At 66.2% G+C, this 25,370-nt stretch carries 25 protein-coding genes; 17 read left to right on the forward strand and 8 right to left on the reverse strand.

Annotation, left to right across the window (positions count from 1 at the left end; genetic code table 11):
* Nucleotides 1-106 precede the first annotated feature (106 nt).
* On the reverse strand, nt 107-829 hold the full coding sequence (locus tag ACQY8M_RS22260; RefSeq protein WP_428659809.1) for a hypothetical protein: 723 nt from the start codon (nt 827-829) through the stop codon (nt 107-109).
* Between the two features lie 188 nt (nt 830-1,017).
* Here ACQY8M_RS22260 and ACQY8M_RS22265 point away from each other — a divergent pair, with 188 nt between their 5' ends.
* Both ACQY8M_RS22265 and ACQY8M_RS22270 read left to right on the forward strand, forming a co-directional pair.
* A complete protein-coding gene (locus ACQY8M_RS22265; RefSeq protein WP_428659811.1) occupies nt 1,018-1,584 on the forward strand; it encodes a glutathione peroxidase in 567 nt (188 codons plus the stop codon).
* 21 nt (nt 1,585-1,605) lie between these two features.
* Entirely contained in the window at nt 1,606-2,046 is a 441-nt protein-coding gene (locus ACQY8M_RS22270; protein ID WP_428659813.1) for a RidA family protein, read from the forward strand.
* A gap of 137 nt (nt 2,047-2,183) precedes the next feature.
* On the opposite strand, the gene ACQY8M_RS22275 is transcribed toward ACQY8M_RS22270, so the two are convergent.
* Entirely contained in the window at nt 2,184-2,843 is a 660-nt protein-coding gene (locus tag ACQY8M_RS22275) for a peroxiredoxin (protein ID WP_428659816.1), read from the reverse strand.
* Nucleotides 2,844-2,899: 56 nt separating this feature from the next.
* A complete protein-coding gene (locus ACQY8M_RS22280) occupies nt 2,900-3,643 on the reverse strand; it encodes an SDR family NAD(P)-dependent oxidoreductase (protein WP_428659819.1) in 744 nt (247 codons plus the stop codon).
* 24 nt (nt 3,644-3,667) lie between these two features.
* Between ACQY8M_RS22280 and ACQY8M_RS22285 the strand changes: the two genes are divergently transcribed.
* Nucleotides 3,668-4,411 (forward strand): TlyA family RNA methyltransferase, encoded by a 744-nt coding sequence (locus tag ACQY8M_RS22285; protein WP_428659822.1) that lies wholly within the window; start codon nt 3,668-3,670, stop codon nt 4,409-4,411.
* An 8-nt stretch (nt 4,412-4,419) separates the two neighbouring features.
* Here the strand turns inward: ACQY8M_RS22285 and ACQY8M_RS22290 are convergent, their stop codons facing one another.
* The 4 genes from ACQY8M_RS22290 to ACQY8M_RS22305 form a co-directional block, all read right to left on the reverse strand.
* The gene (locus ACQY8M_RS22290) at nt 4,420-5,208 is read right to left on the reverse strand and encodes a class I SAM-dependent methyltransferase (RefSeq protein ID WP_428659825.1); all 789 of its coding nucleotides are present in this window, start codon (nt 5,206-5,208) and stop codon (nt 4,420-4,422) included.
* A gap of 54 nt (nt 5,209-5,262) precedes the next feature.
* Entirely contained in the window at nt 5,263-6,069 is an 807-nt protein-coding gene (locus ACQY8M_RS22295) for a class I SAM-dependent methyltransferase (protein WP_428659828.1), read from the reverse strand.
* A 23-nt stretch (nt 6,070-6,092) separates the two neighbouring features.
* Complete coding sequence (locus ACQY8M_RS22300) at nt 6,093-7,100, reverse strand: class I SAM-dependent methyltransferase (protein WP_428659831.1); 1,008 nt, start codon at nt 7,098-7,100, stop codon at nt 6,093-6,095.
* 196 nt (nt 7,101-7,296) lie between these two features.
* Nucleotides 7,297-8,349: an alcohol dehydrogenase gene (locus ACQY8M_RS22305; protein ID WP_428659833.1), complete on the reverse strand. Its 1,053-nt coding sequence runs from the start codon at nt 8,347-8,349 to the stop codon at nt 7,297-7,299.
* A gap of 51 nt (nt 8,350-8,400) precedes the next feature.
* Between ACQY8M_RS22305 and ACQY8M_RS22310 the strand changes: the two genes are divergently transcribed.
* The 14 genes from ACQY8M_RS22310 to ACQY8M_RS22375 all read left to right on the forward strand — a co-directional run bounded on the left by ACQY8M_RS22310 (nt 8,401) and on the right by ACQY8M_RS22375 (nt 24,292).
* The gene (locus ACQY8M_RS22310; RefSeq protein WP_428659836.1) at nt 8,401-9,567 is read left to right on the forward strand and encodes an ABC transporter substrate-binding protein; all 1,167 of its coding nucleotides are present in this window, start codon (nt 8,401-8,403) and stop codon (nt 9,565-9,567) included.
* A gap of 107 nt (nt 9,568-9,674) precedes the next feature.
* Nucleotides 9,675-10,532 (forward strand): branched-chain amino acid ABC transporter permease, encoded by an 858-nt coding sequence (locus ACQY8M_RS22315; RefSeq protein ID WP_428659838.1) that lies wholly within the window; start codon nt 9,675-9,677, stop codon nt 10,530-10,532.
* Nucleotides 10,533-10,542: 10 nt separating this feature from the next.
* Entirely contained in the window at nt 10,543-11,508 is a 966-nt protein-coding gene (locus tag ACQY8M_RS22320; RefSeq protein ID WP_428659841.1) for a branched-chain amino acid ABC transporter permease, read from the forward strand.
* Nucleotides 11,508-12,257: an ABC transporter ATP-binding protein gene (locus tag ACQY8M_RS22325; RefSeq protein ID WP_428659843.1), complete on the forward strand. Its 750-nt coding sequence runs from the start codon at nt 11,508-11,510 to the stop codon at nt 12,255-12,257. Before ACQY8M_RS22320 ends, ACQY8M_RS22325 begins: the two co-directional genes overlap by 1 nt.
* Nucleotides 12,250-12,972, forward strand: a complete 723-nt coding sequence (locus ACQY8M_RS22330) for an ABC transporter ATP-binding protein (RefSeq protein WP_428659845.1) — start codon at nt 12,250-12,252, stop codon at nt 12,970-12,972. The genes ACQY8M_RS22325 and ACQY8M_RS22330 overlap by 8 nt, the downstream gene beginning before the upstream one ends.
* Nucleotides 12,973-13,162: 190 nt before the next feature.
* Nucleotides 13,163-14,386: an amino acid ABC transporter substrate-binding protein gene (locus ACQY8M_RS22335; protein ID WP_428659849.1), complete on the forward strand. Its 1,224-nt coding sequence runs from the start codon at nt 13,163-13,165 to the stop codon at nt 14,384-14,386.
* Between the two features lie 190 nt (nt 14,387-14,576).
* Nucleotides 14,577-15,428 (forward strand): branched-chain amino acid ABC transporter permease, encoded by an 852-nt coding sequence (locus ACQY8M_RS22340; RefSeq protein WP_428659851.1) that lies wholly within the window; start codon nt 14,577-14,579, stop codon nt 15,426-15,428.
* A complete protein-coding gene (locus ACQY8M_RS22345) occupies nt 15,425-17,173 on the forward strand; it encodes an ABC transporter permease subunit (RefSeq protein WP_428659854.1) in 1,749 nt (582 codons plus the stop codon). Before ACQY8M_RS22340 ends, ACQY8M_RS22345 begins: the two co-directional genes overlap by 4 nt.
* Complete coding sequence (locus ACQY8M_RS22350) at nt 17,163-17,870, forward strand: ABC transporter ATP-binding protein (protein ID WP_428659857.1); 708 nt, start codon at nt 17,163-17,165, stop codon at nt 17,868-17,870. The genes ACQY8M_RS22345 and ACQY8M_RS22350 overlap by 11 nt, the downstream gene beginning before the upstream one ends.
* A 4-nt stretch (nt 17,871-17,874) precedes the next feature.
* Complete coding sequence (locus ACQY8M_RS22355; RefSeq protein WP_428659860.1) at nt 17,875-18,636, forward strand: FCD domain-containing protein; 762 nt, start codon at nt 17,875-17,877, stop codon at nt 18,634-18,636.
* Nucleotides 18,637-18,745: 109 nt separating this feature from the next.
* A complete protein-coding gene (locus ACQY8M_RS22360; RefSeq protein WP_428659863.1) occupies nt 18,746-19,978 on the forward strand; it encodes a VOC family protein in 1,233 nt (410 codons plus the stop codon).
* A 105-nt stretch (nt 19,979-20,083) separates the two neighbouring features.
* Complete coding sequence (locus tag ACQY8M_RS22365; RefSeq protein WP_428659866.1) at nt 20,084-21,052, forward strand: Bug family tripartite tricarboxylate transporter substrate binding protein; 969 nt, start codon at nt 20,084-20,086, stop codon at nt 21,050-21,052.
* A gap of 9 nt (nt 21,053-21,061) precedes the next feature.
* Nucleotides 21,062-23,395, forward strand: coding sequence for a xanthine dehydrogenase family protein molybdopterin-binding subunit (locus ACQY8M_RS22370; RefSeq protein WP_428659869.1), 2,334 nt, complete (start codon nt 21,062-21,064; stop codon nt 23,393-23,395).
* 30 nt (nt 23,396-23,425) lie between these two features.
* Nucleotides 23,426-24,292, forward strand: coding sequence for a fumarylacetoacetate hydrolase family protein (locus ACQY8M_RS22375; RefSeq protein ID WP_428659872.1), 867 nt, complete (start codon nt 23,426-23,428; stop codon nt 24,290-24,292).
* Nucleotides 24,293-24,399: 107 nt separating this feature from the next.
* Here the strand turns inward: ACQY8M_RS22375 and ACQY8M_RS22380 are convergent, their stop codons facing one another.
* Entirely contained in the window at nt 24,400-25,347 is a 948-nt protein-coding gene (locus tag ACQY8M_RS22380; protein ID WP_428659875.1) for a hypothetical protein, read from the reverse strand.
* Between the last annotated feature and the right edge of the window lie 23 nt (nt 25,348-25,370).

A 25,370-nucleotide genomic window follows, 5' to 3' on the forward strand; every position in this document is an offset into this window, starting at 1 on the left:
TTGGGTTGATCTATTGTACGATGTGCGAGACTGGAGCAGTGAGCCCTCCGTGCGTGGCGATACGCATCTGATAGCGAATCGCCTGCGAATTCGAACCTGTCGCCCTCTATTCGAGGCCGATAAGCACCTCCAGGGTATTGGGCGTCATGGTTGGCTTCTGAACCGCAGTGATTGTCTTATGAATGATCTTGGTGGCATTCAGCGCTTGAGCTAGCGCCTCGGCGGCGGTCTTGGAGTTGAGATTATCGTAACGAACCTCAGCCATCTTGGCGGCACTTGCCGCGCGCTCGCCGCCCCGGTTCGGGTCAACGACTTTCCATCCCTTGGCGGTGAGGTCTTTCGCCAATGCGATAATCCTGTCCCTCGAAAAGCCGGCAAATCTGATTTGCACTGGAATACTCGCCTTGTCAGGCGGAGGTGCGATGCTCGGTTGCAGCGGCGGAAGAGATGGCAACTCCTTGCTCCGATCGGCGGCGACCGCATCGCGAACGTCTCGACAAGGTTCCCAGAAGTAGATGAGGCAATCCATTGATCTATCTGGCGGCGGCCATCTGCCCCCGATGAACAACGCGAGCCAGCCAACAATCAGACAGACGATGAGACTGCCCCCGATCTTTGCAGCGACCGGTTGCAATAGAAAAGCCGCCAAGAGGAAAACCGCAACTCCAGACCCAAAGATATAGACCGCAGATGCAATGTGCGCCTCAGGGTCGATGCCCCACTCCTTGACTACCGCAACCGCCGCGAACACAGCTATCCCCGTCCCGATTAAAGTAGCGGGAGCGGGATGCTTCTCTGCAAATGCTCTCAGGTAGTCGATTGGAGTCATGCGCTCTCCCCTTGGCGTCGCTGGTAGCGTTCGCACTGCACGCATAGAGATTGAAGACATACCATATAGTTACTGTTGCGGGTGGTCCATACATCTTCTGCCGATGGAAAGCGGCAGCCCGCGCTGGCGCTTCGGCATTGTGAAGGATATTCCATCCAGGTCGCAGATCGATGGTCGCCGGGGTCGATATGAAGGTCGTGCGGATGATGGTGTTTGCCCTTCTGGGCGCCCTGATGTCGGCGGTGCGTGGTGCCCGAGCCGGCCGCCAGCCGATCGATTGGTCGCGTGTCTCCCTCGACTCGATCGGAGGCGGGCCGATGTCGACAGCCGACTTCAGCGGCCGCGTCGTCCTGCTCGTCAATACCGCGTCCCGGTGCGGCTTCACCGGCCAGTATCACGGCCTGGAAATCCTGTGGCGCCGCTACAGGGATCGGGGCCTCATCGTGCTCGGCGTGCCGTCGAACGACTTCGGCGGGCAGGAGCCCGGCAGCAACGACGAGATCAAGCGCTTCTGCAATGCCACGTTCGACGTCACTTTTCCCCTGGCCGGCAAGCAGGTCGTCTCCGGACCCAAGGCGCACCCGCTCTATCGCTGGGCTGCCGCCCAGACGGGCCCGCTCGGCACGCCGAGCTGGAATTTCCACAAGCTCCTCGTCGGGCGTGACGGTCGCATGATCGATTGGTTCAGCGCCGTGAGCGGCACGGGTCTGAACCTCGACCGCGCGATCGACACAGCGCTCGCCGCGGGCCGATAGCTGGTTCCCTGGAGAAGCCGCATGAGCCGAACGATCCACGTCCCCGCCGGGATTTTCGACAGCCGTCAGTATGGCTTCGCGCAGGTCGCAGTCGTGCCGACACCCTTCGGCCATGTCGTCCATGTGTCCGGCCAGGTTGCCTGGGACGCGGAGCAGTGCATCGTCGGCGCCGGCGACATCGGCCGCCAGCTCGAGAAGAGCCTCGAAAATCTTGCTGTCGCGCTGGAGGCGGTGGGCGCGACCCTCGATCAGGTCGGGGCGCTACGGCTCTATATCAAGCAAAGTCACATGCACGAGGGCAGGGCGATCAGCCGTGCGCTCAGGGCGATTTTCGGCGACACGCCACCGTGTTCGACGTGGATTGGCGTACCAGGCCTCGCCGACGAGGACTTTCTCGTCGAGGTCGAACCCTCGCCGGTCTTCCTGATCGGAGGATTGTCCCCGGCGATGACTCGCGCGTGAGAAGACGCGCCATCAATGAGGAACAAGTACGCATGCTCTTCTGGACCGCGAGCCTCCGGCTCGCTCATACGCATGAGCGAGCCGGAGGCTCGCGGTCCGGAAGACGATGACTTGCGCAGGAGAAGACGGCGAACGCCCTACTTCGGCATCGGGACGATGCGCAGGTACGGCTTGGGTGCCTTCCAGCCGTTAGGGTACTTGGCCTTGGCGGCTTCGTCGTTGACGGCCGGGACGATGATCACGTCCTCGCCGTGCTTCCAGTTCACCGGCGTCGCCACCTGGTGCTTGGCGGTGAGCTGGCAGCTTTCGAGCAGGCGCATCACCTCGTCGAAGTTGCGGCCGGTGCTCATCGGGTAGGTCAGCATCGCCTTGATCTTCTTGTCCGGACCGATGATGAACACCGAGCGCACGGTGGCGTTGTCGGCTGCGGTGCGGCCTTCCGACGTCGTGCCGGCGCCCTCGGGCAGCATGTCGTAGGCGGTCGCGACCTTGAGCTCCGGATCGCCGATCATCGGGTAGGTCACGGCGTGACCCTGCGTCTCCTCGATGTCCTTGGCCCACTTGGCGTGGTTGGTCACCGGATCGACCGACAGGCCGATGATCTTGGTGTTCATCGCGTCGAACCGGGGCTTCAGGCCGGCCATGTAGCCGAGCTCGGTCGTGCAGACCGGCGTGAAGTCCTTGGGGTGCGAGAACAGGATCGCCCAACCGTCGCCGATCCACTTGTGGAACTCGATCGGGCCCTGGGTCGTCTCGGCGGTGAAGTCCGGGGCGGTGGAGTTGATGCGGAGAGTCATGGAAGCCTCCCTTGGCTGCTGGAGTGTAACCGCTGACACACGCGACTCTTAACGGGTCAAGCCTTGGCGGGAATCCAGCTCATCAGGCCGAGCCCGCCATCGACTTCTACCGTGGTTCCCACGACGTAACGACCAAATCTTTCTGACAAGATCGCGACGGCGACCTGCGCGATGTCGTCGGGAGTTCCCGCACGGCCGAGAGGGATTTGTGCCACCAGTTCGCCGAGATTGCCGGCGACGAAGCCGCCGCCCGGGATGGCGCCGGGCGCGATCGCATTGACCCGGATGCCACTCGGCGCCAGCACGCGGGCCAGCTCCTTCATCACCATGGTCATGCCTGCCTTCGAGGCGCTGTAGTGCGGCAGGTTGCGCGCCGTCTCGCGATGCTGCGAGGTGATCAGCAGGATACGCCCCTTGGCTTCGTGCGCGATCATGTGCCGGCCGACCTCGCGCGCCAGGAAGAAGCCCGAGCGCAGGTTGATGTCGGTCATCGAATCCCAGGTTTCCTCGCTGACCGACAGCGGCGTGTCGGCTTCGAGGCGGCGCGGGCTGGCAGCATGCACGAACAGGGTGATCGAGCCGAGCTTCGAGACCGCGCTGTCGAGCAGCGTGCGCCAGCCGTCCCGTTTGGAGAGGTCGCCGGCAAGGAAGTCGATGCCGTCCTCGGCCGGCGGGGCGACGATGTCGCTGCCCAGCACCGTGGCGCCCTCGGCCATCAGCGCCTTGGCGATGCCGCGTCCAATGCCGCCGGCGCAGCCGGTGACCAGGGCGCGTTCGCCCTCGAGAAGTTTCATGCTCATGGCGGCCATGCTAGCAGGTGACGAATGGCGGCCAAGACCCGATTGGATGTGGCGCTGGTCGAACGCGGCCTGGCGGAGACGCGCGCGGCGGCACAACGAATGATCATGGCCGGGCTGGTGTTCTCCAACGACAGGCGACTGGACAAGGCGGGGCAGGGTATCGCCACGGACGTGCCGCTCGAGGTGCGCGGCCAGCCGCACCCCTATGTCTCGCGCGGCGGGCTGAAGCTCGAAAAGGCACTCGACCATTTTTCCATTCCGGTTGCCGGCCGCATCGCTCTCGATGTCGGCTCCTCGACCGGCGGCTTCACCGACTGCCTGCTGCAGCGTGGAGCTGAGAAGGTCTATGCCGTCGATGTCGGCACCAACCAGCTCGCCTGGAAGCTGCGCACCGACCCGCGCGTGGTGTCGATGGAGAAGACCAACATCCGCGACGTCGGCCGCACCCAGATCCCCGAGCCGATCGATCTCGTCGTCTGCGACGCCTCGTTCGTCGGCCTGCGCCTCGTGCTGCCGCCGGCGCTCGCGCTGGCGGCGCCCGGCGCGCATCTGGCGGCGCTGATCAAGCCGCAGTTCGAGGTCGGCAAGGGCCGGGTGGGGAAGGGCGGCATCGTGCGCGAGCCGGAGCTGCATCAGGAGGTCGTCGATACGATCTCGTCGTGGCTGGCCGAGCAGCCCGGCTGGCACGTGCTCGGCGTGACCGAAAGCCCGATCACCGGTGCGGAGGGCAACAAGGAGTTCCTGATCGGCGCCCGCTATCGCCAATGATGACGAGGCTACTTCAACCGGCGCCCCTTCACCGCATGCGCGCGTGCAGCGCAGGTGATGTGCCTCTGGGAATCGGCCGGCAGGCCCGTGCGCACGCGGCTTTTCAACCGCTCGACGTCGACTGAAGGCATCGCTGCGAGCGTGGGAGCAAGCATGGGGGATTTGGTGTTGATCGCCCAGAAGTCGTCGAAATCCGCGAAGGTCCTGGTCACGGCAATCTCGCGCACCTCGACAGCTTCGAGCCCGGCCCCTGTCCACAAGTCCTGCAGCGCCTTCAGTCGTGACACATCCACCTGCGGAGGTCGCGGTGGCGCCAGGCCCATGGCGCGCATCTCCCCGAGAATCGGATCGAGGGGAAAGCCACCGCCCACCATGTCCCACACGTAGGTTGCGACGATGCCGCCCGGGCGAACGACCCGAACCATTTCCTCGACACCTCTTGCCGGATCGGGAACGAACACGACGACCAGTGCCATCACGGCCGCATCGAACCTGCCCGCGGGAAAGGGAAGCGCCATGGCATCGCCCCGGCGAAACTCCGCGACCCGCGACGCTGGACGCGTACGGGCGAAAATGAGCTGCTCTTCGGATGGATCGATGCCCTGGACTTCCACTGGGTTGCATCGGTCAACCAATACTTCGGTGAAGGCCCCGTTGCCGCAGCCGATGTCGATCCAGCGCAAATCCGAGGGTGGTTCCAGCCAATCAAGGAATATCTCGCCGGCGAACCGGCTCCAGACCCCCATCAGCCGTTCATAGGCGGCACCGTCAGTGAAGCTGATTTTCGCGTCGGCCATCGATGCGATTTCCTTCCGTTACCGGCGCCTGGCCCGGTTCCTGATCCTAGCCGCCTATGCCGGGACCCGGCCCCTCACGACCCAGGCCGTCGCCGCATATGATCTCGGGCCGTCGGGCTCGCCGTCGACGTAGGCCATACGGACCGCGTCCCTGATGCGTCGCTTCATGTCGCCGTTCAGCGCGCCGACGTACTCGGCAATCGGTCCGTCCTTGCCTTCGCTGGGAGCCCAGAAATCGTCGAACGAGGCGAAATCCATGCGAATTGTCCGCATGTCCTGAACCACCTCCTGAAGCCCCGCGTCCTGCCAGGCCTGGGCCAGCTCTCCGGGCCGCGACAGTGGCCTGCTGAACGCCCTTGCGCGGCGTTCCACGGCGCCGGGATCGAGCATCGCCGCAGTGTCGAGAAACATCCGCTGGAACACGAGGCCGCCGCGCGCGTCCCAGGTTGCTGCAGCCATGATCCCGCCCGGGCGCAGGACTCGCCTCATCTCGCGAATGGCGCGATCGGCCTGGGGGATGAACTGCAGCACCAGCATCGAAAGGGCGTGATCGAACGAGGCATCGCCGAAGGGGAGTGCGCAGGCGTCCCCGACCCTGAACTCGACGCGAGGATCGGAACTTTGGCGAGCGGCATGGTCGATATAGGCCTGTGAGAAGTCTATCCCGCAGACCTTTCCAAACCTTGGGTTCTGCAGCAGGGCAAGCGCCAGATTCCCGGTTCCGCAACCGACATCCAGGACGCTCGCTCCCTGATCGACACCCGCGAATTCGATGAGCAGGGGCGCGAGCCGACGGCTCCACCGCCCCATCTGAATCTCATACCCATCTCCGCTCGAAGATACGAATGTCGATGAAGTCATTGAGATCCCCGCATCAGCAAGCGCTATCGCGAATGACGGCGCCGGAGAGGCTCCGCTTTGGACGATGGCGCCGATGCCGCAATCGCCTTCGTCACCTTGAACTTGTTGTTGTCTGCCAGCGTCTCGAAGGAGGCGAAGTTGGCTTTCAGCATCGGCTCGTAGGGCAGGCCGCGGTTGGCGACCATGTAGAACCGCCCGCCCGGCTTCAGCGCGCGCGCTGCCGCTTCGATCACGCTTTGGCCGAGCGCCGGGGTCGACGCGCGGCCGGTGTGGAAGGGCGGATTGCAGACGATCGTGTCGTAGGTCGCGGGTGCGGGCTCGCGCGTCAGGTCGAGCCAGTGGAACGACGCGCGCGGATCGGTGACGTTGGCACGCGCCGCATCGAGCGCGAGATGCTCGGCGTCGATCAGGTCGATATGGGTGACGGCCGGCTGCAGCATCCGGCGCGCGAGATAGCCCCAGCCGCAGCCGAAGTCGGCGACGTGGCCTGCGAGGTCGCCCGGCACGTGGGCGGCGAGCAGGGCCGAGCCGTCGTCGACCTTGTCCCAGGCGAAGATGCCGGGCCGGCTGAGCCAGGTGCTGTCGCCGACCGGCTGCAGGCCGGCAAGGCCGCGCCAATAGGCCGGCGGCTCGGCTTCGCCCTTGGTGATCCAGAAAACGCGGCAATGGAACTTCGACAAGGTGCCGCCGAGGCCGAAGGCCTTGCCGACCTGCTTCTCCAGGCTGGCTGCACCGTCGTCGTTGGAGCCGCTGCAGACCAGCATGCCGCCGGGTTCGAGCAGTGCCCAGGCGCGCGCGATATTGGCGAAGTTCTCTTCCTTGTGCTTGGTCAGCAGCACGAGGCCGAGCGGCCACGTGCCGCTCTCGATCCGGGGCTTTGCGCGCTTCAGCTTCAGGAAATCCGGCCGGAAAGACTGCTCGCAATCGATCTCCGCGAACGGCGGATCCTCGGCGCGCAGGAAGAGCGCCCGCCGTTCGGCGAGCGCTCCGGTTTCGAAGGCGTAGGCGAGGGCGCGCGATGCCTGACTCACGCCCTTCTCCTCGGATTCACGTTCCTCCCTGCGCGCGAGCGCGGGGAGGTGGCGCGTCGACTCTTTCGCGCTTCGCGCGAAAGAGTCCTATCCGCGACGGAGGGGTCATGAGCCGCACCAATGCTGTGGCCCATGACCTCTCCGCCCCTGCGGGGCACCTCCCCGGCTTCGCCAGGGAGGAAAAAGGCACGCCGGCTCACGGCACGAGCACGGCGCGTCCCATGATCAGGCCCTTGCGCAGCTCCTGGAGCGTCGCGTCGGCCTCGTCGAGCTTGCGCTTGATCACGGGCACCGGCTCGGCCTTGCCGGCGGTGACGAGATCCATCATCTCCTTCATCTCGGCCGGCGTGCCGGTGACCGAGCCCATGATCTGGTTGCCGGTGAAGGCGAACATCGGCATCGGCGTCGAGAAGGTGCCGCCGAACAGGCCGACGACGATCAGCCGGCCGCCGCGGCCCAACGCGCGCCAGCCGAACTGCGCCGAGGACTCGGCGCCCACGAAATCGATCGCCGCGGCGACGCCCACGCCGCCGGTCAGCGCCATGATCTCCTTGCGCGCTTCCTTGTCGCGCGGATCGACGACCGCCGACGCGCCGTTCGCCAGCGCGAGCTTGCGCTTGTTCTCGTCGATGTCGGCCACGATCGGCTCGCGGCCGAGCACCGCCTTGGCGAAGCGCACGCCCATCAGCCCGACGCCGCCCGCGCCGATCACCAGGATCGGCCGGCCGGCATCATGACCCTGCGCCTTCTTGACGGCGCCGAAGGCGGTGATGCCCGAGCAGGCGTAGAGGCAGGCGAGCTCGACCGGCAGGTTGCCGTAGGGATAGAGATACTTCGCATGCGGCACGAGCACGTGATCGGCGAAGCCGCCGTCCTCGTTGACGCCCAGCGCATGCGGCGTCGGGCAGAGGTTCTCGGTCCCGTGCTCGCAGTACCAGCACTTGCCGCAGCCGATCCAGGGATAGACCACCGCCTTGTCGCCGACCTTGGCGCCCTTGGACTCCGGGCCGACCGCCACGACCTCGCCCACGATCTCGTGCCCCATGGTGCGCGGCGGGTTCATCGTCTTGGCGGTCGAATACTTGTTGCCGCCGCCCATGTCGAAGAAGCCTTCCCACAAATGGACGTCGCTGTGGCACACGCCGGCGGCGGTGATCCGGACCAGCACCTCGGTGCCCTTCGGCGCGGGATTGGTCTCCTCGATCCTCTGCAGCGGCTGACCGAACTCGACGACCTTGTAGCTCTTCATGGGCGTTTCCTTGTGGTAGAAGGCCTCCAAATTAGTCTGGGAGGGCTGTCGATGTTAAGGCGTGAAATTCTCGCGATCGCTGCGCTGACTTTCCTGCCGAGCGTCGCGTCCGCGCAGGATACCGTCAAGATCGGCCTGATCCTCCCGATGACCGGCCAGCAGGCCTCGACAGGCAAGCAGATCGACGCTGCGGTCAAGCTCTATCTCGCCCAGCACGGCACCACCGTCGCCGGCAAGAAGATCGAGGTCATCCTCAAGGACGACACCAGCGTGCCCGATGTCACCAAGCGGCTGGCGCAGGAGCTGGTGGTCAACGACAAGGTCGCCGTGCTGGCGGGCTTCGGCATCACGCCGTCGGCGATGGCGACCGCGCCGATCGCCACCCAGGCCAAGGTGCCGGAGGTGGTGATGGCAGCCGGCACCTCCTCGATCACCGAGGCGTCTCCGTTCGTCGTGCGCACCTCCTTCACGCTTGCGCAGTCGGCGGTGCCGATGGCCGAGTGGTCGGTCAAGAACGGCATCAGGAAGGTCGTGACCATGGTCAGCGACTACGGACCCGGAATCGATGCCGAGAAGTCGTTCAGCGACAAGTTCAAGGCCGACGGCGGCACGATCATCGAGAACCTGCGCGTGCCGATGCGCAGTCCGGACTTCGCGCCGGTGCTGCAGAAGGCGGCCGACACCAAGGCCGACGCGCTGTTCGTCTTCGTGCCGTCGGGCACGGGCGCGCAGTTCGTTAAGCAGTTCATCGAGCGCGGCCTGGACAAGAGCGGCATGAAGCTCATCGCCACCGGCGACGTGACCGACGACGACCAGCTCAATGGCATGGGCGATGCCGTCGTGGGCGTGATCAACGCGCACAACTACTCGGCCAACCACGACAGCGCGCTGAACAAGAGCTATGTCGAGGCCTTCAGGAAGGCCAACGGAGGCTTGCGGCCGAACTTCATGTCGGTCGGCGGCTACGACGGCATGCACCTGATCTACGAGGCGCTGAAGAAGACCGGCGGCGATGCCAACGGCGAGAAGCTGATCGCGGCGATGAAGGGTTTCGCCTGGGAGAGCCCACGCGGCCCGATCTCGATCGATCCCGATACGCGCGACATCGTGCAGAACATCTACATCCGCAAGGTCGAGAAGGTCGGCGGCGAGCTCTACAATGTCGAGTTCGCGACCATCCCGAACGTCAAGGACCCGGTGAAGGCGGCGAAGAAGTAGCTGTCATGCCTTGCTGGGAGCGCGGCTCTCCAGAGCCGCTCATGGGATCCGACGACCCGAAAAAGAGCGGCTCTGGAGAGCCGCGCTCCCAGCGGAAGAGCTGACCCTTGGCCACGATCCTGTTCGATGGCGTGGCGTACGGCATGCTGATGTTCATGCTGGCCTGCGGGCTGGCGGTGACGCTCGGGCTGATGAACTTCGTGAACCTGGCGCATGGTGCCTTCGCCATGGCGGGCGGCTACGTCACCGTGACGCTGATGGACCGCTGGGGCGTGCCGTTCCTCGCCTGCCTGCCGGCGGCCTTCGCCGCCGCCGCCGTCCTCGGGCTCGTGATGGAACGCACGCTCTACCGGCACATGTACGGCCGCGGCCATCTCGAGCACGTGCTGTTCTCGATCGGGCTGGTGTTCATCGCCGTGGCGATGACCGACTATTTGATGGGATCGAGCCAGCGCAACATCACCCTGCCGTCGTGGCTGCAGGGGCGGCGCGAGGTGCTCGGCGTCAACATCGGCCTCTACCGATCGTTCCTGATCGTGGTCTGCGGCGCGCTGGCGCTCTGCCTGCAGCTCGGGCTGACCTACACGCGCTTCGGCAGCCGCCTGCGCGCCGCCGTCGACGACGCGCGGGTGGCGCGTGGGCTCGGCATCCCCGTCGGCACGGTGTTCGCCGCGACCTTCGCCGTCGGCTCGGGCCTCGCGGGCCTGGGCGGCGCGCTCGGCGTCGAGCTGCTCGGGCTCGATCCGTATTTCCCGATGAAGTTCCTGATCTACTTCCTGATCGTGGTCGCGGTCGGCGGCACGTCGGGGATCATGGGACCGTTCCTCGCCGCGTTGCTGCTGGGCGTCGCCGACGTCGCCGGCAAGTATTATCTCTCGGCGTCACTGGGCGGCTTCGTCATCTATGTCGTGCTGATCGTCGTGCTGGTGCTGCGGCCGCACGGCCTGTTCGCGCGTGCCCGATGAGCGCTGCCCGGTGAGCGTCGAGGCAAGCCTCTCCCGCCGCGCCCGCTGGCGGCTGCCCGAGATCGTGTTCTGGCTGCTGGCCTTCGCCGCTCTGCTCCTGCCGCCCGGCAGGCACCTGCTGCTGAACGAGATTGCGATCCTCGCCCTGTTCGCACTCTCGCTCGACCTGATCCTGGGCTATGCCGGCATCATCTCGCTGGGCCATGCCGCCTTCTTCGGCGCGGGCGCCTACGCCGCCGGCATCTTCTGCAAGCTGGTGACGCCGGACCCGCACACCGGCCTGGTGGTCGCCATCGCTGTCGCGGCGGCGCTGGGTGCGCTCACCAGCCTGCTGGTGCTGCGCGGCAGCGATCTCACGCGGCTGATGGTGACCCTGGCCGTTGCGCTGGTGTTGCACGAGGTTGCCAACGCGTTGCCGCAATGGACCGGCGGCGCCGACGGGTTGCAGGGCATGTCGGTCGGTCCGTTGCTCGGCCATTTCGACTTCGATCTCTACGGCCGCACCGCTTACGCCTACAGCCTGGTCACCTTGTTCGTGCTGTTCCTGCTGGCGCGCCGGATCGTCCATTCGCCGTTCGGCCTGTCGCTGATGGCGATCCGGTGCAATCCGCTTCGCGCGGCGGCGCTCGGCGTGCCGACCCGGCCGCGCCTGATCGCGGTCTACACGCTCTCCGCGGCCTATGCCGGCGCCGCGGGAGCACTGCTGGCACAGACGACGGCCTACGTCTCGCTCGAGATGCTGGAGTTCCAGCGCTCCGCCGACGTTCTCCTCACCCTGATCATCGGCGGCACCGGCTGGCTCTACGGCGGCATCGCCGGCGCCATCGCCTTCAAGATCCTGCAGGACGTGCTGTCCTCCAGCGCACCGCAGTTCTGGATGTTCTGGATGGGCATCTTCCTCGTGGCCCTCGCGCTGGTCGGCCGCGAGCGGCTGGCGCGCGGTGTGCGCGGGCTGATCGCGAAGGTCGCGCCGTAATGGATGCGGCGCTCGAGACCCGGGGCCTCGGCAAGCGCTTCGGCGGCTTGATGGCGACCAAGGACGTGACGTTCCGGCTCGAACGCGGCGCGCGCCATGCGCTGATCGGACCGAACGGCGCGGGCAAGACGACGTTCGTGAACCTGCTGACCGGCGTGCTGGCGCCTTCGGCCGGCCGCGTCCTGCTGGGCGGCGAGGACATCACCCGCCTGCGCCCCGAAGCGAGGGCCCGGCGCGGCCTGGTGCGCACCTTCCAGATCAACCAGCTCTTCGCCGACCTGACCCCGCTTGAGACCCTGGCGCTTGCCGTCAGCGAGCGGCTCGGCCACGGCGATCAATGGTGGCATCGGGTCGGCGGCAAGACCGTTGCCCGCGAGGTCGATCATGTGGCTGGCCGCTTCGGCCTCACCGACGTGCTCGACCTCCGCACCGACACCTTGCCCTACGGCAAGCAGCGGCTGCTCGAGATTGCCGTGGCCTTCGCCTGCGCGCCGCGGGTGCTGCTGCTCGACGAGCCCGCGGCCGGCGTGCCGGCGGCCGAGCGGCAGGACATCCTCGATGCCATCGCGGCGCTTCCGGCCGACGTGTCCGTGCTGCTCATCGAGCACGACATGGACCTGGTGTTCAGCTTCGCGCAGCGCATCTCGGTGCTGGTCGATGGCGCGCTGCTGGTCGAGGGCACGCCGGCCGAGATCGAATCCGATCCACGGGTGAGGGCGGTCTATCTGGGCGAAGGCGGTCATGGCTGACCTGCTCGCCGTCAGCGGACTGTCCGTTGGCTACGGCCGGGCGGTCGTGCTCTCGGACATCGGGTTTCGGCTGGGCGAGGGCGAGGCGCTCGCGGTGCTGGGCCGCAACGGCGTCGGCAAGACCACGCTGATCGACAGCATCATCGGCGTGACGCACCGCTTCCGCGGCTCGCTGACCTTTGGCGGCCGCGAGATCGGGACGCTGGCGCCCGAGACGCGCGCGGCGCTGGGCATCGGCTGGGTGCCGCAGGAGCGCAACATCTTCCGCTCGCTGACGGTGCAGGAGAACATCACGGCGGTGGCCCGGTCGGGTCCGTGGACGCTCGACCGCATCTTCGGGCTGTTCCCGCGCCTCAGGGAGCGTCGCACGCAATCCGGCGGGTCGCTGTCCGGCGGCGAGCAGCAGATGCTGGCGATCGGCCGCGCGCTGGCGATCAATCCGCGGCTGCTGCTGCTCGACGAGCCGACAGAAGGCCTGGCGCCGATCATCATCGAGGAGCTGCTGCGCGCCTTGCGCAAGCTGTTCGTCGAAGAGGGCATGGCGGGTATCGTGGTGGAGCAGCAGGCACGCAAGATCCTGCCGATCACGGACCGGGCGATCGTCCTCGACCGCGGCCGCATCGTTCTCGAATCGTCGTGCGCTGCGCTGCTCGCGGACGGCTCGCCGCTCGAGCAGCATCTCGGCGTCGCGGGCTCCCGCCTGCCGTCGTCCTGAGCGCAGCGAAGGACCTCACGCCAGCGACGCGGCCCGTGTCTGATCGTTCGGCGAGATCCTTCGCTGCGCTCAGGATGACAATAGGATTCGAAACTTTCGAAACTTTCGAAAAAAGCGTTTACAGCCGCCCAGCGTTATCCCAACATCCGGATAACGGCGCTCTCCAATAATGCGCCGATCGGAGGAAATGATGATCGATCGGATGGGCGCTTGGCGCCGTCGTCGTGTCTTGGCCGGAATGATGGGAGGAGCCGCGGCGCTTGCAGCACCGTCGATCCTGCGCGCGGCGCCATCGGGCAAGCCGGTGCGGGTGGGCGGCACGCTGTCGCTGACCGGCTTCCTCGCCCAGACGGCGGTGATCCACAAGATCGCCTCGGAGATCATGGTCGAGGAGATCAACGGCCGGAACGGCTTCCTCGGCCGTCCGGTCGAATACGTGCTGCTCGACGACCAGTCCAAGCCCGAGGTGGCGCGCAGTCTCTATGAGAAGCTGATTACCGTCGACAAGGTCGACCTGATCCAGGGGCCTTACGCCACCGCACCTATCCTGGCGGCGATGGGCGTGGCGCAGCGCTACGGCAAGGTGATGGTCCAGAGCAGCATGGGCATTCCCAAGCTGCAGACCTACGACCGGGCCTTTCCGGCGACGCCGTTCGGGCCGGAGCCGGACAAGACCTATCCAAACGTCATCCTCGACGCGATGGCGAAGTTTCCGACGCCGCCGAAGTCGATGGTGATCCTGACGTCGAAGTTCCCGTCGGCGCAGTTCATGGCCCTCGGCATGAAGGAGCAGGCGGAAAAGAGAGGCGTGAAGGTCCCGCTTTATCTCGAATACGAATCGGGTAATCGAGACTTCGGCGCCATCGCGGCCCGTGTGAAGGAAGCCAATGCCGACTTCCTGTGGGTGGGCTCGCTCGGTCTGGAGAGCAACTTGTTGCTCGAGTCGCTGCGCAAGCTCGACTACGCGCCGAAGAACTCTTTCCATCTCTATCCGGCGCCCGGTCCGCTCGCGCTCTCGCCCGATGGCGACAAGGCGCTGTGCTCGACTTTCCTCGAGCCCGACGAGCCGTTCATGAGCCGTCCCGGCATGAAGCGCATCGCCCAGGAGTTCAAGGACAAGGCGACCAAGGCGAACCTGCCCTACACGACGATCGATGCGCAGGCCTGCGGCATGGTCTCGGAGTGGCAGATCCTCGAGGCCGGCGTGAACGGTGCGGGCAGCCTCGACGACGAGAAGATCGCGGCCTGGCTGAAGAAGAACAAGGTCACCACCATCTACGGCAGCATGCGCTTCGACGGGCCGTTCAATCACGGCGATGCGGCCCAGCTCATCAAGCAGGTCCAGAACAAGGAATGGAAGGTCGTCTGGCCGACCGAGTTCGCCGCGCCCGGCGTGAAGCTGATGGCGTCGTAGCGAGATGACTCATGACGAGCTCCGCTTCCCTCCCCCGCTTGCGGGGGAGGTGGCGCCGTCATACGGCGACGGAGGGGGCGTGACGCACCATCTCGCGTCACGCCCCCTCCGTCAGCGTAAGACGCTGACACCTCCCCCGCGAAGCGGGGGAGGGAATTTCCTTCCTGCACGCAGGAAGGACACCAAATAAATGCCCAGCGCGACGCTTCTCGGTCAGGCGCTGATCTCGGGCGTGCTGGCCGGCGGGCTGTATGGCCTGCTCGCGATGGGCCTCAGCCTGAGCTGGGGCCTGCTGCGGCTGGTCAATCTCAGCCATTTCGCGCTGGCTTTCCTCGCCGCCTACATCGTCTACGAGCTCGGCACGAGCTACCACGTCGAGCCCTGGTGGTCGGCGGCGATGGTCGTGCCGCTGATGTTCGTCATCGGCGCGGGCCAGCACTGGCTGTTCGACAGGTTCAAGGTCAACGAGCTCGCCTCGCTGCTGATCACCTTCAGCTTCGCGGTGATCGTCGAGGTCGGCATCCAGCTCTACTGGACCGCCGACTTCCGCCGCTACGAGACCGAGTACGCCACGCGCTCGATCAAGGCGGGACCGTTCTACATCCCGGTGATGGAGCTGATCCTCTGCATCGTGGCCGGCATCATCGCGTGGGGCACCTGGCTGTGGCTGCGCCGGACCTACGTCGGCAAGGCGCTGCGCGCGGCGGCCGAGGATCCCGAAATCGCCGCGGCCTACGGTGTCGACCACAAGAAGCTGGCCTACCTGCTGTCCGGCATCGGCGCAGCCTATGCCGGCGTCGCGGGCACCTTCATCGCGCTGATCGCGACGCTCGCCCCGGCCCAGATCTGGGCCTATCTCGGCGTCGTCTTCGCCGTCGTCATCATCGGCCGGCTGGGCAATCCGCTGGGTGCGCTGATCGCCGGCATGCTGATCGGCGCCAGCGAATCGATCGCCATGGCGGTGCTGAGCCCGGCTTGGGCGCCGGTGGTGTCCTTCTCGGTGCTGATCGTCATCCTGCTGTGGGATCCGGACTGGCTATGAACGCGGCGCGCGATCTCCCGAGGCTCGGCGCCGTGATCGGCATCGGCGTGCTGGCGTTCCTGCCGATGGCGCGGCTGCCGGCGTTCTATGATTCGTTCTTCTACCTGGTCTTCTTCTGGGTCTCGCTGTCGACGAGCTGGGCGCTGCTGAGCGGCTTCGCGGGCTACTTCAGCCTGGGCCATGCCGCCTTCTTCGGCACCGGCCTGTACACGACCGCCGTGCTGACGACCAAGTTCGGCTGGCCGTTCCTGCCGACCTTGCCGGTCGCCGCCGCGATCCCCGCGCTGCTGGCGGTCGGCATCGGCGCCATCGTCTTCCGCCTGCGCCGCCTGCGTGGCGAGCTGTTCGCCCTGCTGACGCTCGCCGTCACCTTCGTGATCGCGACAATCATCCTCAACACGCCGATCGACGGCGGCGGCGGCATCTTCATGAGCGCCGTGCCGCTGCCCGCGATCGTGGCGACCCCCAACGGCACGATCTACGTGCTGGGCTTCGTGCTCTGCGTGGCGACCCTGGCGATCGCCTGGGCAGTGGCGCATTCGCGGCTCGGCATGGGCCTGTTCGCCATCCATGACGACGAGGACGTGGCCGAGGCCAAGGGCGTGCCGACGCTGCGCTACAAGCTGATCGCCTTCGCTCTGTCGGCCGGGATCGCCGGCGCTGTGGGCGGCGTGCATGCGATGTATGTCGGATTCATCACCGTGTCCGGCACCTTCGAGCTCACCGTGCCGCTCTATGTCGTGCTGATGAGCGTGCTCGGCGGATCGCGCAGCTGGTTCGGGCCGGCGATCGGCGCCGCGGTCATCACTTCGCTGCTCTATGCCTTCATCAGCGGCGGCGAGGCGATGGTCGGCCGCGCGATTGTCGGCGTGATCCTGATCTCTGCGATCCTCTGGCTGCCCGACGGAGCGGTACCGGCGGCGCAGAAGTTCTTGGCCAAGCGCCGGCGCGCGCAGGTCCGCCCGGCAAGCGCCGAGGTGGCGCCGGTCGTGCCGCCGGCCAAGCCGGTCAGCGACCGCGTGCTGCTGCAGGTGCGTGGCGCGACCAAGCGCTTCGGCGGCCTGCAGGCACTGGGCGGCGTCGACCTGGACGTACGCGAGGGCGAGATACTGGGGCTGGTCGGCCCCAACGGCTCGGGCAAGACGACGCTGATCAACGTTATCTCGGGCTTCTATCCGCTGACCTCGGGCAGCGTGACCGTGGCGGGCGTGGAGGTCGGCAATCTTCCGGCGCATGAGATAGCGATGCGCGGCGTGGCGCGCACCTACCAAATCCCGAGACCGTTCGTGAACATGACGGTTCTGGAGAACGTCGTGCTGGCCGCGACTTTCGGCAGCCCGGCTCGGCCCGCCGCGGATATCCGCAGCGAGGCGCTGCACTGGATCGGCTTCACCGGCCTGTCCGGCAAGGAGGACGTGCTGCCGGCCGGGCTGAACCTGCACGAGCGCAAGTTCCTCGAGCTGGCCCGCGCGCTCGCCGCCAAGCCCAAGCTGCTGCTGCTCGACGAGGTGCTGTCGGGCCTCAATCCGGCAGAGGTCGACAACGCCATCCGCCTGGTACGGGCGATCCGCGCGCAGGGCGCCACCATTGTGTTCGTCGAGCATCTGATGCGGGCGGTGGTCGAGCTCTCCGACCGGGTTGCCGTCCTGAACGAAGGCAAGATGTTCGCGCTGGGCGCGCCGCGCGAGGTGATGCGCGACCCCCGCGTCGTCAGCATCTATCTGGGCAAAGCCTATGCTGCTTGAAGCCCGAAACCTTCATATCGGCTATGGCGATGCGCCCGCGGTGTGGGATGCCTCGCTCGACGTCGACGGCGGCGAGATTGTCTCGGTCATCGGCCCAAACGGCGCGGGCAAGACGACGCTCATCAACGCGATCGCGGGCCTGCTGCGCTGCCGGCAGGGGACATTGCGCTTCGACGGCGCCGACATGACAACGGTCAAGGCGCACGCCTATTGCAGTCACGGCATCGCGCTGGTGCCGGAGGGGCGGCGCCTGTTTCCCAAAATGTCTGTCGAGGAGAACCTAGAGCTCGGATGCTATCTGCCGTCAGCGCGTGCGGCGCGGACGCAGTCGCTCGAGCGGGTGTACGGCCTGTTTCCGATCCTGCGCGACAAGCGCCGCCAGCCTGCCGGCGAGCTGTCGGGCGGCCAGCAGCAGATGGTCGCGATCGGTCGGGCGCTGATGGCGCGGCCGCGCATCGTGCTGTTCGACGAGCCGTCGCTCGGGCTGGCGCCGACCATCGTCGACGACATGTTCGACATCATCGTCAAGGTGCGCGACGACGGTGCCGCCGTGCTGCTGGTCGAGCAGAACGTCCTGAAGGCGCTCGGAATCGCCGACCGTGCCTACGTTCTGGAGCAGGGGCGGATCGTGGCGCAGGGCTTGCCCGACGACCTGCTGAAGCAGCCCCAAATTCGCGAAGCCTATCTCGGAGTCTGACCGTATGGCGAAGATCCTGAAGATGCCCGAAGCGCCCGACCGGTCGGCGACGACCGCGCCGCAGGATGTGCTGCGCGAGGACGCCGCGACCTTCGACGTGCTGCGCCAGATGCGCGAGGACATCCTGTGCTGCGTGCTGAAGCCCAACGAGCGGATGCGCTTCGGCGAGCTGCGGCAGCGCTACGACACGTCGGTCGGCACCCTGCGCGAGGCGCTGTCGCATCTCGTGTCGGAAGGGCTGGCGCGCACCGAGGCAGGAAGGGGCTTCACCGTGGCGCCGATCTCGCTCGCCGATTTCCTCGATCTCTCCGAGCTGCGCGTCTATCTCGAGACCCGCACGCTGGCCGATGCGATCCGTCACGGCACCGACGCCTGGGAAGCCGAGATCGTCAGCTCGTACTTCCTGCTCAGCAAGCTCGCCGCGCCGCGCCAGGACGACCCGGTCAGCGTCAAGCGGGAATGGCGCAAGCGGCACAAGCGGTACCACGATTCCCTGGTCGCGACCTGCACCTCGCCGTGGTCGCTGCATTTCCGCAGCGAACTGTTCGACCAGGCGCAGCGCTACCACTGGCTGACCATGATTCATGCCCGCTCGCGGCGGAAGAACGAGCATCTCGACCTGCGCGACGCCGTGCTGGCGCGCGATGTCGATACGGCTTGCGGGCTGATCGAAGCGCACATCCGCACGACCGTCGAGCAGGCGGCCTCGGAAGTGCCCGGCCTGACATTGGACATGGCGCGCGGAAGCAAACGGCGGAAAGGCTGAGAATGTCTTGCCCGCTGGGAGCGCGGCTCTCCAGAGCCGCTCATGGGATGTCGGAAGTCGAAGGAAGAGCGGCTCTGGAGAGCCGCGCTCCCAGCTAGGAGGGGAACGCATGGACACGATCACCAAGACGACTGCGAGCTACGACATCGGCGGCGTGCGTTATCCGCAGCCGTTCAAGATCCGCCGGCTCGGGCATTTCGGCTTCAACGTCGCCGACCTGCAGGGCGGCATCGATTTCTATTCGAAGCTGCTCGGCTTCCGCATCACCGATACGCGCGACCTGAAGAAGATTCCCGGCCGCGAGGAGATGGCCAAGCGGCTCGAGGACGGGCGCATCGTCTTCATGAGCCACAATTCCGACCACCACGCCTTCCTGCTGGCGCACAAGTCGCTTGGCGCCATCTTCGGCGACGACGCTGTGAGCAAGGACATCACGGTCAACCAGATCACCTGGCAGGTCGGCACGATGGAGGAGGTCTTTGCCGCCGCGGACTATTTCCAGGAGAAGCAGGTCGAGATCCGCAGGGTCGGGCGCGACATGCCGGGCAGCAACTGGCACACCTACATCCGCGATCCCGACGGCCACACTGTCGAGCTCTATTACGGCATGGAGCAGATCGGCTGGGACGGCCGCTCCAAGCCTGAGACGTTGTACTACCGCGCTTTCCGCGAGCGGCCCGAGCTGCCGCAAATGTCCGAAGAGCAGGAAGTGCGGGACGCCGTCGCCAAGGGTATCGACATCAATGCCGGCAACACGATCCGCGATCGCGGCGAGGAGGAATACATCGTCGCCGGTGTGAAGCTGCCGCGGCCGTTCAAGATCACCAACATCGGGCCGATGAGCCTGTTCGTGTCGGATGTCGGCGCGTCCGAGGCGTTCTACGTGCAGACCATGGGCTTCGTGCGCACCGAGGCCGTCACGTACAGGGGCCACCGCTGCGTCTACCTGCGTAACGGCGGCGAGCACCACAGCCTGTCGCTGTTCCCCAAGGCGCTGCGCGGCGAGCTCGGCCTCAATCCCGACACGACGGTCGCCTCGATGGGCATGCAGGTCGGCAGCTACCGCCAGCTGCGCGATGCCATCGCCTTCCTGAAGAAGAAGGGCGTGCGCTTCAGCGACGCAATTCCCTCGGAGCTCTATCCCGGCATCGACTACGCCGCGCACATCCTCGATCCCGCCGGCCATGCTCTGATGCTCTACTATTACATGGAGCGGGTCGGCTGGGACGGCCAGCCGCGCCCCGCCAGCCAGCGCCGTGTGGTCGGCAAGGACTGGCCCGAGACCCTCGAGCCGATGTCGGACACCTATGCCGATCCCGCCTTCATGGGACCGCTGGGCTGATGGACGTCATCGTCTTCCGGACCGCGAGCCTCCGGCTCGCTCATGAGCTTGAGCGAGCCGGAGGCTCGCGGTCCGGAAGAGCATGAAGGCTTGGAGATTGAAGCGATGAACATACCTCGACGGACGATCCTCTTCTCGGCCGCAGCGACTCTCGCGGCGCCGGCCGTCGTGCGGGCGCAGGCCCTTCCGGCCGGTCCTGTGCGGCTGATCCACGGCTACGATGCCGGGTCCAACCCGGACACGATCGCGCGCCACCTCGCGCCGTCGCTGACCGAGATCGTCGGCGCGCAGATCGTGATCGAGCCCAAGCCGGGCGCGGCCGAGCGGCTGGCAGCCGCGCAGGTTGCGCGGCTCAAGCCCGACGGGAGCGTGCTGTATCTGATGACCGGCGGGCAGGCGGTGGTGTCGGCCACCGACAAGAGCCTGTCCTACGACCTGCTGCGCGACTTCGATTTCATCGCCATCGTCACGCGTTTCCCGTTCGTCTTCACGGTCGCACCCGACTCGCGCTTCACGACCATGGACGCCTATCTCGACGAAGCCCGGAAGCAGCCGGGCAAGCTCACCTACGGCACCTCGGGCGTCGGCTCGACCCTGCACATGGCGATGGAGCTGCTGCTGTCGAAGCTCGACATCAGGATGACGCACGTGCCCTACAAGGGCGGCATCGGCGCGCCGTACAACGACCTGGTGGGCGGCCGGCTCGACATGCATGTCGTGACCTTCTCCAACGCCCAGCCGCTGATCAAGACGGAGAAGCTGCGGGCACTCGCGGTCACTTCCAGGGAGCGCCATCCCGGCTTCCCCGACGTGCCGGCGATCGCCGAGAAGATCGTGCCGGACTACGACGTGGTGTCGTGGCTCGGTTTCACCGCACCGGCCGGCCTGCCGCCGGCAATTCGCGATCGCTGGCATGCGGCCTTCGTGCAGGCGATGGCGCAGCCTGCGATCAAGGCCAAGCTCGAGGAGCTGGGCAACGACACACGGGTCAGCACGCCGGCCGAATTTCGCGCGCGAGTCGAGGCGGACATGAGTCGCTGGCGACTGCTCGCGCATGTCGTGAACCAGTCGTAAGGTGGGGTTATGAGCAAGTACGGAATCGGTCAACCAGTCCTGCGTTTCGAGGACCCGCGCCTGCTGCGCGGACAGGGACGCTACATCAACGACGTCAACCTGCCGGGGCAGACCTACGCGGTGTTCGTGCGCTCGCCGCACGCGCACGCGAAGATCAAGTCGATCAACGTCGAGGCCGCCAAGGCGGCGCCGGGGGTGCTGGCGGCCTATACCGGCCACGACGTGAAGGCAGACGGGCTCGGCATGCCCAAGGCAAACATGCCGCGCAAGCGGCCGGACGGTAAGCCGATGTTCGCGCCGCAGCGTCCGCCGCTGGTCACCGACCGGGTGCGCTATGTCGGCGATCCGATGGTGATGGTGATCGCCGAGACGCTGGCCCAGGCCAAGGATGCCGCGGAGCTGGTCGAGATCGACTATGAGCCTCTGCCGTCGGTGACGCTCACCGAGGACACGGTGAAGCCCGGTGCGCCGGTGGTGTGGGACGAATGCCTCGACAACATCTCCAACAACGTCGAGCGCGGCAAGAAGGCCGACACCGAGGAGGCGATCAGGACCGCCGCCAAGGTGGTCAAGCGGCGCTACGTGATCACCCGTGTGCATGCCCAGTACATGGAGCCGCGCGGCACGCTCGGCACCTACGATCCGGGCGAGGATCGGCTGACGCTCTACGCCGACGTGCAGTATCCCCACAGGGTGCGCAACATGCTCGCGCAGAGCGTCTTCAAGGTGCCCGAGAGCAAGATGCGCGTGATCGCCCAGGACGTGGGCGGCGGCTTCGGCACCAAAGGCTGGCAATATATCGAGCATCGCCTGACCTTGTGGGCGGCGCGCAAGCTGCTGCGCCCGGTCAAGTGGACCTGCGAGCGCTCCGAGGCGGTGATGGCCGACGAGCACGGCCGCGACAATGTCGGTGAGATCACGCTCGCGCTCGATAAGGACAACAGGTTCGTCGCGCTCAAGCTCGAGATGCTGGCCAACATCGGCGCCTATGTCGGCTCCGACCGCAACCTGCTGTCGCCGTTCGGCATGATCGGCACGGTGCTGGGCGTCTACCTGATCCCCAAGGCCTACATCAACGTGGTGGGCGTGCTCAGCAACACCAACCCGACGGCGCCGTATCGCGGCGCGGGGCGGCCGGAGGCGATCTACCTCATCGAGCGGCTGATCGACGATGCGTCGCGCGAATTGGGCGTCGATCGGATCGAGCTCAGGCGCCAAAACATGATTCCGGAATCGGCACTGCCCTACCAGAGCCCGGTCGGGCCGTACTACGACTGCGGCGAGTTCGAGAAGAACCTGGACATGGCGCTGAAGCTTGCCGACGTGGCAGGCTTCGAGGCGCGCAAGGCGGAGTCGAAGAAGCGCGGCCGGCTGCGGGGCCTGGGGATCGTGAATGCGATCGAGCAGGCCGCCGGCCCGGCGCAGCCTGAATATGCCGAGATCCGCTTCAATCCGAGCGGTACCGCGGCGCTGCTGATGGGCACGAAAAACCAGGGGCAGGGCCACGAGACCATGTTCAAGCAGATCCTGAACGAGAAGCTCGGGATCGATCCGGCCGAGGTGCAATACATCGACGGTGACACGGACAGGGTTGCCTTCGGCATGGGCACCAACGGCTCGCGCTCGACCGTGCTGGGCGGCTCGGCGGTGTTCAAGGCGGCCGACAAGGTGATCGCCAAGGGCAAGCTCCTCGCCGGCCACATTCTCGAGGCGGGCGAGCAGGACATCGAGTTCAAGGACGGCCACTTCACGGTCAAGGGGACGGACAAGACGCTGCCCCTGAAGGAGATCGCCAAGGCGGCCTTTAACCCGGTCAAGTGGCCGAAGAACTTCGAGGGCGGGCTGTACGAGAACGCGACCTTCAAGGCCGAGAGGGACACCTATCCCAACGGCTGCCATATCTGCGAGCTCGAGGTCGACCCGGAGACGGGCGACGTGACGCTCGATCGCTATGCGGTGGTCGACGATGTCGGCACCGTGATGAATCCGATCGGGCTGAAGGGCCAGATCCATGGCGGAGTCGCGCAGGGCATCGGCCAGATCCTGTGCGAGCAGGTCGTGTGGGACCGCGAGAGCGGTCAGTTGCTGACGGCGAGCTTCCTCGACTACGCCATGCCGCACGCCCAGATGATCCCGAACATGGAAGTGAAGAGCAATCCGGTGCCGACCAAGTTCAACCCGCTCGGCGCCAAGGGTGCGGGCGAGGCGGGCACCGTCGGCGCCATGCCGGTGGTGATGAACGCGGTGATGGACGCGCTGGCGCCGCTCGGTGTCACCGACGTGTTGATGCCGGCATCGCCACTCAATGTCTGGCGCGCGATCGAGGCGGCAAAAGCCAAGTAGTCGCGGTCAATGAATATCAAGGGGAGAGAAATGAGCGTACTCGAAGGGCCGCGCAGGGAGGTGCGGCGTGTCATCAAGGACGGCAGCGAGCATTGGGTCGAGTTCAGGGACGGGCGGATCGTCTTCGCCGACGGCCGCACCTGCTCGGAGGACGAGGTCGTGCACCTGCCGCCCTGCCTGCCGACCAAGATCATCTGCGTCCACGTGAACTACATCTCGCGCTACTACGAGTTCAACAACACGCGTGTGCCGCCCAAGGCGCCGACCTACTTCCAGAAGCCGCTGACCGCGCTCAACGCGCACAAGGGCGAGCTGATCAAGCCGGCCGGCTACCGGTACGTGAACTACGAAGGCGAGATGGCGCTCGTGTTCGGCAAGGTGACACGCAACGTCACGCGCGAGGAAGCGTGGGACTGCATCGCCGGCTTCGCGCCGTCGAACGATTTTGGCTGCCATGACTTCCGCGATACCGACGCGGGCTCGATGCTTCGGGTGAAGGGCATGGACGGCTTCTGCCCGATCGGGCCGGGGCTGGTGTCCGGTGTCGACGTGCGCCAGTCGACTTTACGCTCCTACAAGAACGGTAAGATGGTGCAGGAAGGCGCGGTCAGCGAGCAGATCTTCGACTGCGGCTACCTGATCGCCGACCTCGCGCGGCACATGACCTTCCTGCCCGGCGACATCCTGCTGACCGGCACGCCCGCCAACTCGCGCCCGCTCGAGGCTGGCGACACGATCGCTGTCGAGGTGACCGGCGTCGGGCGGTTGTCGAACAAGGTCGTCGAGATTCCTGCACCGCGTGCCACGGAAGGCTTTCCCGCCAGCCCCGACAGCGACGGCGTCCGCCGCGTGGCGCTCGGTAACGAGGAACGCCTCCCCGACAAGTTCAAGGCGTAGTGGGGCTCTTGTTCAACCTCCTCCGGACCGCGAGCGTCCCGCTCGCTCATGAGCTTGAGCGAGCGAGACGCTCGCGGTCCGGAAGAACATGAGGTCGCTCCGATGGATCAGGGACTCGCGTGGCCCATGAAGCGCTCGGGCGGGCGGTCGCCCCATTGCGACTGCAAGCCTTCCTCGGCGCTCACGAGGTTGCCGCCGTTGGCGGCGTTGAGGCGGTCGGTGTCGGCCCAGCGCTCATGGACGCGGCCCCACGGGTCGCTCCAGTAGTCGTAGACCTGGCTGCCGAGCAGGTGGCGGCCGATTCCCCACATATGGTCGTATTTGCCGAGCGCCTTGAGATACTGATGGTCCTGGAAGACGCAATCCATGTCCTGGACCTCGTAGGAGACGTGGTTCAGCCCGGTCTTCTGGTTGTGCACGCAGAACAGCACGTGATGATCGACATAGTCCTCGCCGCGGTCGAGTCGGCTGAAGGCGCCGATCACGTTGTCCTTGTCGCCGGCATAGACGTCGTCGGATCGGATCATGCCCAGCGTGTCGCGGAACCACGCCACCGTCTCCTTGACCTTGGGGGTGGAGAGCACGCCGTGGCCGATGCGCTGGATGGACGTCGGCGACTTCGACAGACGCATGACCTTCCCGGCGCGGCGCAGGGGCTCGCGGGCGCTGTTGAGCTCGTCGCGGGCGATTGCGATCGGCGCCACGCTCTGCATGCCGGCGATGACCTCGATCTGGTAGCCGTTCGGCTCGGTCAGCCGCACCCGCTTGCCGCCGCCCGGCTCGTTGATGGTCTCGATGCCCGAGGCGCCGGGCAGCTTGGCGAGCCGCTTGAGGTCGTCCTCGTCGGCCGCGTGATAGGCGAAGCCGATGAACTTCGTGCCGGCCTTGTGTGTGACATGCAGATGATGGTGGCTGTCGGTGCCCCGCATATAGAGCGCATCCGGTGTGCGCTCGGCGCGGATCAGACCGAAATGGGTGAGAAACTCCTCCATTTCGTCGAGGTCGGGCGCTTCCATGCGCGGAAAGGCGAAATCTGCAACCTTGATCGAAGCCATGGTTTCCTCCGAAACTTTGGCTG

Origin of the sequence: Reyranella sp., assembly GCF_965279465.1 — a bacterium.
Classification (GTDB): domain Bacteria; phylum Pseudomonadota; class Alphaproteobacteria; order Reyranellales; family Reyranellaceae; genus Reyranella.